The organism is Streptomyces murinus, from assembly GCF_002154555.1.
Lineage (GTDB): Bacteria > Actinomycetota > Actinomycetes > Streptomycetales > Streptomycetaceae > Streptomyces > Streptomyces murinus.
On sequence record NZ_MUNF01000408.1, the window covers coordinates 1 to 5630 of the forward strand.

At 75.3% G+C, this 5630-nt stretch carries 7 protein-coding genes; 3 read left to right on the top strand and 4 right to left on the bottom strand.

Annotation, left to right across the window (positions count from 1 at the left end):
* On the top strand, positions 1 to 609 hold a 609-nt coding region (locus tag CCN72_RS24055; RefSeq protein ID WP_158101404.1), incomplete at its 5' end, for a molybdopterin-dependent oxidoreductase.
* A gap of 319 nt (positions 610 to 928) precedes the next feature.
* Here the strand turns inward: CCN72_RS24055 and CCN72_RS24060 are convergent.
* Genes CCN72_RS24060 through CCN72_RS24070 form a run of 3 tightly spaced genes read right to left on the bottom strand, consistent with a single transcriptional unit; the run spans position 929 to position 2984 of the window.
* Positions 929 to 1681 (bottom strand): class I SAM-dependent methyltransferase, encoded by a 753-nt coding sequence (locus CCN72_RS24060; protein WP_086809498.1) that lies wholly within the window; start codon positions 1679 to 1681, stop codon positions 929 to 931.
* Positions 1678 to 2295, bottom strand: coding sequence for a TIGR04282 family arsenosugar biosynthesis glycosyltransferase (locus tag CCN72_RS24065; RefSeq protein ID WP_086809500.1), 618 nt, complete (start codon positions 2293 to 2295; stop codon positions 1678 to 1680). The genes CCN72_RS24060 and CCN72_RS24065 overlap by 4 nt, the downstream gene beginning before the upstream one ends.
* The gene (locus tag CCN72_RS24070) at positions 2292 to 2984 is read right to left on the bottom strand and encodes a glycosyltransferase family 2 protein (protein ID WP_202442367.1); all 693 of its coding nucleotides are present in this window, start codon (positions 2982 to 2984) and stop codon (positions 2292 to 2294) included. Before CCN72_RS24070 ends, CCN72_RS24065 begins: the two co-directional genes overlap by 4 nt.
* Before the next feature lie 113 nt (positions 2985 to 3097).
* Here CCN72_RS24070 and CCN72_RS24075 point away from each other — a divergent pair, with 113 nt between their 5' ends.
* A complete protein-coding gene (locus CCN72_RS24075) occupies positions 3098 to 3862 on the top strand; it encodes a response regulator transcription factor (RefSeq protein WP_244174426.1) in 765 nt (254 codons plus the stop codon).
* Between the two features lie 2 nt (positions 3863 to 3864).
* A complete protein-coding gene (locus CCN72_RS24080; protein WP_086809504.1) occupies positions 3865 to 4974 on the top strand; it encodes a sensor histidine kinase in 1110 nt (369 codons plus the stop codon).
* On the opposite strand, the gene CCN72_RS24085 is transcribed toward CCN72_RS24080, so the two are convergent.
* The coding region (locus CCN72_RS24085) for an NAD-dependent epimerase/dehydratase family protein (RefSeq protein WP_143664183.1) at positions 4971 to 5630 on the bottom strand (660 nt) is incomplete at its 5' end. The two genes, CCN72_RS24080 and CCN72_RS24085, sit on opposite strands and share 4 nt — an antisense overlap.

The window sequence follows — 5630 nt, forward strand, 5'->3', positions numbered from 1 at the left end:
GGTGCTTTCGGGCTGGTCGGCGGCGGCTCGCTGCTGCTGTTCCTGACCACGGTCGGACAGAGCCTCGGCGGACCCTTCCGCCGTACCGCCCTGCTCGCGCCGCACGGCACGGCCGATCCGAACGGCGGACCCAACGGCTTCCAGATCAACAAGACCGCCGCGTACGCCGGGATCACCGCGGCCGACACCCACGAGGACGCCTGGCGGCTGGTCGTCACCGGCCGTACCGGCACCGTCCGCCTCAGCCGCGCCCAGCTGCTCCAACTCCCCTTGCACAGCTCCTCGTTGCCCATCGCCTGCGTGGAGGGCTGGTCGACCGCCGACCAGTGGTGGCGCGGGGTACGGCTGCGCGACCTCGCCGCGTTGGTCGGCCATGACGGCGATCCGCCGGACGTGCTCGTGGAGTCCCTGCAACGGCACGGCGCCTTCCGCCGTGCGGCCCTGCGCGCCAACCAGGTGGCCGATCCGCGCACCCTGCTCGCCCTGTACGTCAACGGCGAGGAACTCTCCCCCGACCACGGCCACCCGGCGCGTGTCATCGTGCCCGCCGCACCCGGTGTGCTCAACACCAAATGGGTCGGCCGGCTGACCTTCGGAGCCCTGCGATGACGCCCCGACGACTGCGCGTCGCGCTCGGCAGCCCCCTCCAACTCCTGCTGCTCGCCTGCTCGTTCGCGCTCGCCGCCTACGCCGGGATCCGGCTGCTGGCCGGTGACTGGTTCGCGGTGGCGCTGTGGATCGTGGGCGCCGCCCTGCTGCACGACCTCGTGCTGGTGCCCCTGTACGCGGCGGCCGACCGGGCGGTGATCCACGGTCTCGCGGCCGCCGGACAGCGCGCCTGGACCCCCTACGTACGGGTCCCGGCCGCGCTGTCCGCTCTGCTGCTCCTCGTGTGGTTCCCGCTGATCAGCGGGAGGACCGCCGAGCGCTATCGGTTGGCGACCGGCCTGTCCCCGGACGGCTTCCTCACCCGCTGGCTGCTGATCACCGCCGTGCTCTTCGGCGGTTCCGCCGCGCTGCTGGTGCTGCGGGTGCGCAGGGCGGCGAAGCAGCGGCCACCGGCGCCCCACTGAGCGACGCGCCGCCACCCGGCCCCGCGCGCCCGGCGCAGCAGGGCCGGGGTACCGAGCCGGGCCCAGGGGAACGTGCCGCCGCGGGCGCCCGGGCCCGCGGTCACGTCGACCACTTCGACCTGGGCGCGTTCATCGACATCGGCGGGCACGGTCTCCGCGATCAGCAGGCCGCCCGGCCGCAGCAGCGCGGCCACCCGCTCCAGCAGCGCGGCCGGGTCCCCGCCGATGCCGATGTTGCCGTCCATGAGCAGCACGGTGTCCCAGCGGCCCTCGCCGGGCAGCGCCTCGAACACCGAGCGGCGCAGCACCGGACCGCCGAGCCCGGTGGTGTGCTCCACCGCCGCGTCGCTGACATCGATGCCGAGCACGGTACGGCCACGGGCGGCGAGTTCCGCCACCAGCCGGCCCGGCCCGCAGCCGACGTCCAGGACGGCGCCCTCGCAGCGGTCCAGCACCGCGAGATCGACCGGATCGGCCCGGCCGCACCAGCGCTCCACCTCGAGCGGCAGCAGCCAGCCGTCGGCACGGCGCAGGAACAGCGGGCCCCGGCCGGTGCGCAGCGCGGTGGCGTACGGGTCGGCGGCGGCCCAGGCGACGGAGCCGCTCATCGGGGCAGCCCCGCGGCGCAGCGGGCCAGCTGGGCGGCGAACCGGCCGTGCGGGACCAGCGCGGCGACCGCCCGGGCGTCGGCGGCGACATCGACGTCCCGCAGCCGGGGCAGCTCCCGCACCCGCAGCCCGGCGGCGGTCAGCCGCGCCCGCTGCGCGGCCCCGGTGCCGGGCGTCGACATGGGCACACCGCGCAGCAGCGCCGGGTCGGGCTCGGCCAGCCCCAGCGCCCAGAACCCGCCGTCCCGCGCCGGGCCCAGCCACGCGTCGCAGTCGGCGAAGTCCACGGTCAGCAGCTCCGGTGTGACCTGCGGGGTGTCCATGCCGATCAGCAGCGTGGGTCCCGCGCAGCGCGCGAACGCGTCCGCCAGCCGCTCGTCCAGGCCGCCCGCGCACTGCGGTACGACCTCGAAGCCCGGCGGCAGCCAGGCCCCCGGCGTCCCGTCCAGCACCAGGACCCGCCGGGACGCGGGGGTCCGCGCCACCGTGTGCAGGGTGTCGGCGAGCGCCGCCTCGGCGAGCTCGGCCGCTTCCCGCGGGGTGAACGGCGGTGTCAGCCGGGTCTTGACCCTGCCGGGGCGGGGTTCCTTGGCGATCACGAGCAAGGTGGTCACTGCGCCGCCCTCTCCCGGGCCGGGGCCGCGGTCAGCACCCGGCGCATGTCCCGCACCGCGTGCCAGGTACCGGCCCAGGTGCCCGTCACCTTGGACGTACCGGTGCGCGGGAGGTACGGCACGTCGTATTCGGCGACCCGCCAGCCGGCGTCGGCGGCACGTACCACCATCTCCAGCGGGTACCCACTGCGCCGGTCGGTGAGACCCAGCCCGAGCAGCGCCTCGCGCCGGGCGGCACGCAGCGGCCCCAGATCGTGCAGCCGCAGCCCGGTGCGGTGGCGCAGCATCCGGGCCAGCGCGAGGTTCCCGGCCCGGGCGTGCACCGGCCAGGTGCCCCGGGCCACCGGGCGCCGCCGGCCCAGCACCAGATCGGCCGCCCCCTCCTGGATCCGCTGGACGAAGGGCACGAGCAGCGCCGGGTCCAGTGAGGCGTCGCAGTCGCAGAAGCACACGATGCCGGCCGTGGCGGCGGTCAGCCCGGCATGGCACGCGGCGCCGAAACCGCGCCGGGGCTCGTCCACCACGGTCGCGCCCAGGGCCCGGGCGATCCGGGCCGAGCCGTCGCGGGAGCCGTTGTCGACGACGAGAGCACGCCAGCCCACCGGGATCCGGCCGAGCACCCAGGGCAGGGCCTCGGACTCGTCCAGACAGGGCAGCACCACGTCGACGTCCGAAGAAGAGATCGTCATGGCTCTCACCCTACGAACGCGAACCGGGCATAACGGACTTCCGGTCCTTACGAAACGCGGACACCGAACCCGCCGCCCTGCCCGCCGGCCATGGGTGGTGGGACGCTTGAGGCATGCGATCGCAGTACGAGCCCCACCGGGCCGCCATCACGGACGAGCCGGTACGAGACCGAGACCGGGACGGAGCCCGTGCCCGGGTTCTGGTCGTGGACGACGACCCCACCGTCGCCGAGGTGGTCGCCGGATATCTGGACCGGTCCGGCTACGCGGTCGACCGCGCCGACGACGGCCCCACGGCGCTCGGCCGCGCCCGCGACCGGTGGCCCGACCTCGTCGTGCTCGACCTGATGCTGCCCGGCATGGACGGCCTTGAGGTGTGCCGGCGACTGCGGGAGCAAGGCCCCGTGCCGGTCATCATGCTGACCGCCCGGGGCGACGAGGAGGACCGTGTCCTCGGCCTGGAGGTCGGCGCGGACGACTACGTCACCAAGCCCTTCAGCCCCCGGGAACTCGTCCTGCGCGTCGAGTCCGTGCTGCGCCGCAGCCGCCCCGCCGCGACCGGCGGCCACCGACTGGCCGCAGCCGGTCTCTCGGTCGATCCGGACGCCCGCCGCGCCACCAAGAACGGCGGCGAACTGGCGCTCACGCTCAGGGAGTTCGACCTGCTCGCCTTCTTCCTGCGCCATCCCGGCCGCGCCTTCGGCCGGGAGGACCTGATGCGGGAGGTGTGGGGCTGGGACTTCGGAGACCTCTCCACGGTCACGGTGCATGTGCGCCGGCTGCGCGGCAAGGTCGAGGACGACCCGGCCCGGCCCCGGCTGATCCAGACGGTGTGGGGTGTGGGCTACCGCTTCGAGCCCGGCGGGGCGGTGGACTGACCGTGCACGCCATGCTCCTCATCGCCCTCTACGCCTTCGCGGGCGCCGCCGCGACCGGTCTCGCCGGAGCCTGCGTTCTGCGGCTGATCCGGCGCCGCTCGCTCACCGCCTCCCTCGCGGTGGTCGCGGCCGTCGGTGTCGTCGCCATGCTCGCCGGGACCCTCGCGGTCGCCTGGGCGATGTTCCTGTCCCCGCACGACCTGTCCGTGGTCACCACCGTCGTCGCCATGGCGGCCGTGGTCTCCCTGGCCACCGCGCTGATGATGGGCCGCTGGGTGGTCGCCCGCAGCCGCGAACTCACCGACGCCGCACGGTCGTTCGGGGACGGCGGCGCCTTCGCCGCGCCCGACGGGCCCGCGACCGCCGAACTGGAGTCCCTCAGCAGGGAGTTGGCCGCAACCAGCGCTCGGCTCGCCGATTCCCGGGAGCGGGAGCGGGCGTTGGAGGCATCGAGGCGTGAGCTGGTCGCCTGGATCTCGCACGATCTGCGTACCCCGCTGGCCGGACTCCGGGCCATGGCGGAGGCCCTGGAGGACGGGGTCGCCGCCGACCCCGACCGCTATCTGAAGCAGATCCGCGCCGAGGTGGAACGCCTCAACGACATGGTCGGCGACCTCTTCGAACTCTCCCGGATACACGCGGGCACCCTCTCCCTGAGCCTCGCCCGGATCTCCCTGTACGACCTGGTCGGCGACGCGCTCGCCGGGGCCGACCCGCTGGCCAGGGAACACGGGGTGCGGCTGGTGGGGGAGCGGGTCGAGCCGGTGCCGGTGGAGGTCGACGGCCGGGAGATGAGCCGGGTGCTCGGCAATCTGCTGGTCAACGCCATCCGCCGGACGCCCGCCGACGGCACGGTCGCGATCGCCGCCGAACGCACCGACGAGGGCGTAGTGGTTTCCGTCACCGACGGCTGCGGCGGCATCCCGGAGGAGGACCTGCCGCGCGTCTTCGACACCGGCTGGCGCGGCACCGACGCCCGGACGCCCCCGGCGGGCGCGGGACTCGGCCTCGCCATCGTCCGGGGCATCGTGGAGGCCCACCGGGGCCGGGCCGCCGTCCGCAACATCCCCGGCGGCTGCCGCTTCGAGGTGACGCTGCCGACCGCGCGCTAGCGCGAGGGCGCTGGTTCCTCCCCGAGCCCGGCCCGCGCGAACTCCTTCACCCCGTCCGCGAATTCCACGCGCGGCCGCCATCCCAGCGCGGCCCGCAGCCGGGCGGAGTCGGCGGTGATGTGCCGTACGTCCCCCAGCCGGTACTCCCCGGTGACCACCGGCTCCGGGCCGCCGCACGCCTCGGCGAGCGCCCGCGCCAGTTCGCCGACGGTACGGGGCTCACCGCTGCCGGTGTTGTACGCGGTGAGCGCGCCCGGCGCGGACTGCGCCTCCAGCGCGGCCACGTTCGCCGCGGCCACGTCCCGGACATGCACGAAGTCCCGCCGCTGGCCGCCGTCCTCGAAGACCCGGGGCGCCGCTCCGCGGGCGAGCGCGGAGCGGAAGAAGGAGGCGACCCCGGCGTAGGGGGTGTCGCGGGGCATCCGGGGGCCGTACACATTGTGGTAGCGCAGGGACACCGCCGTCCCGCCCGTGGCCCGGGCCCAGGCGGCGGCCAGATGCTCCTGGGCGAGCTTGGTCGCCGCGTACACGTTACGGGGATCGGCCGGGGCGTCCTCCCCGACCAGGCCGGGGGACAGCTCCGCCCCGCAGACCGGGCAGCGGGGTTCGAACCGGCCCGCGCGCCGTGGCCGACCTCGACGCGGGCCGGTTCGAAC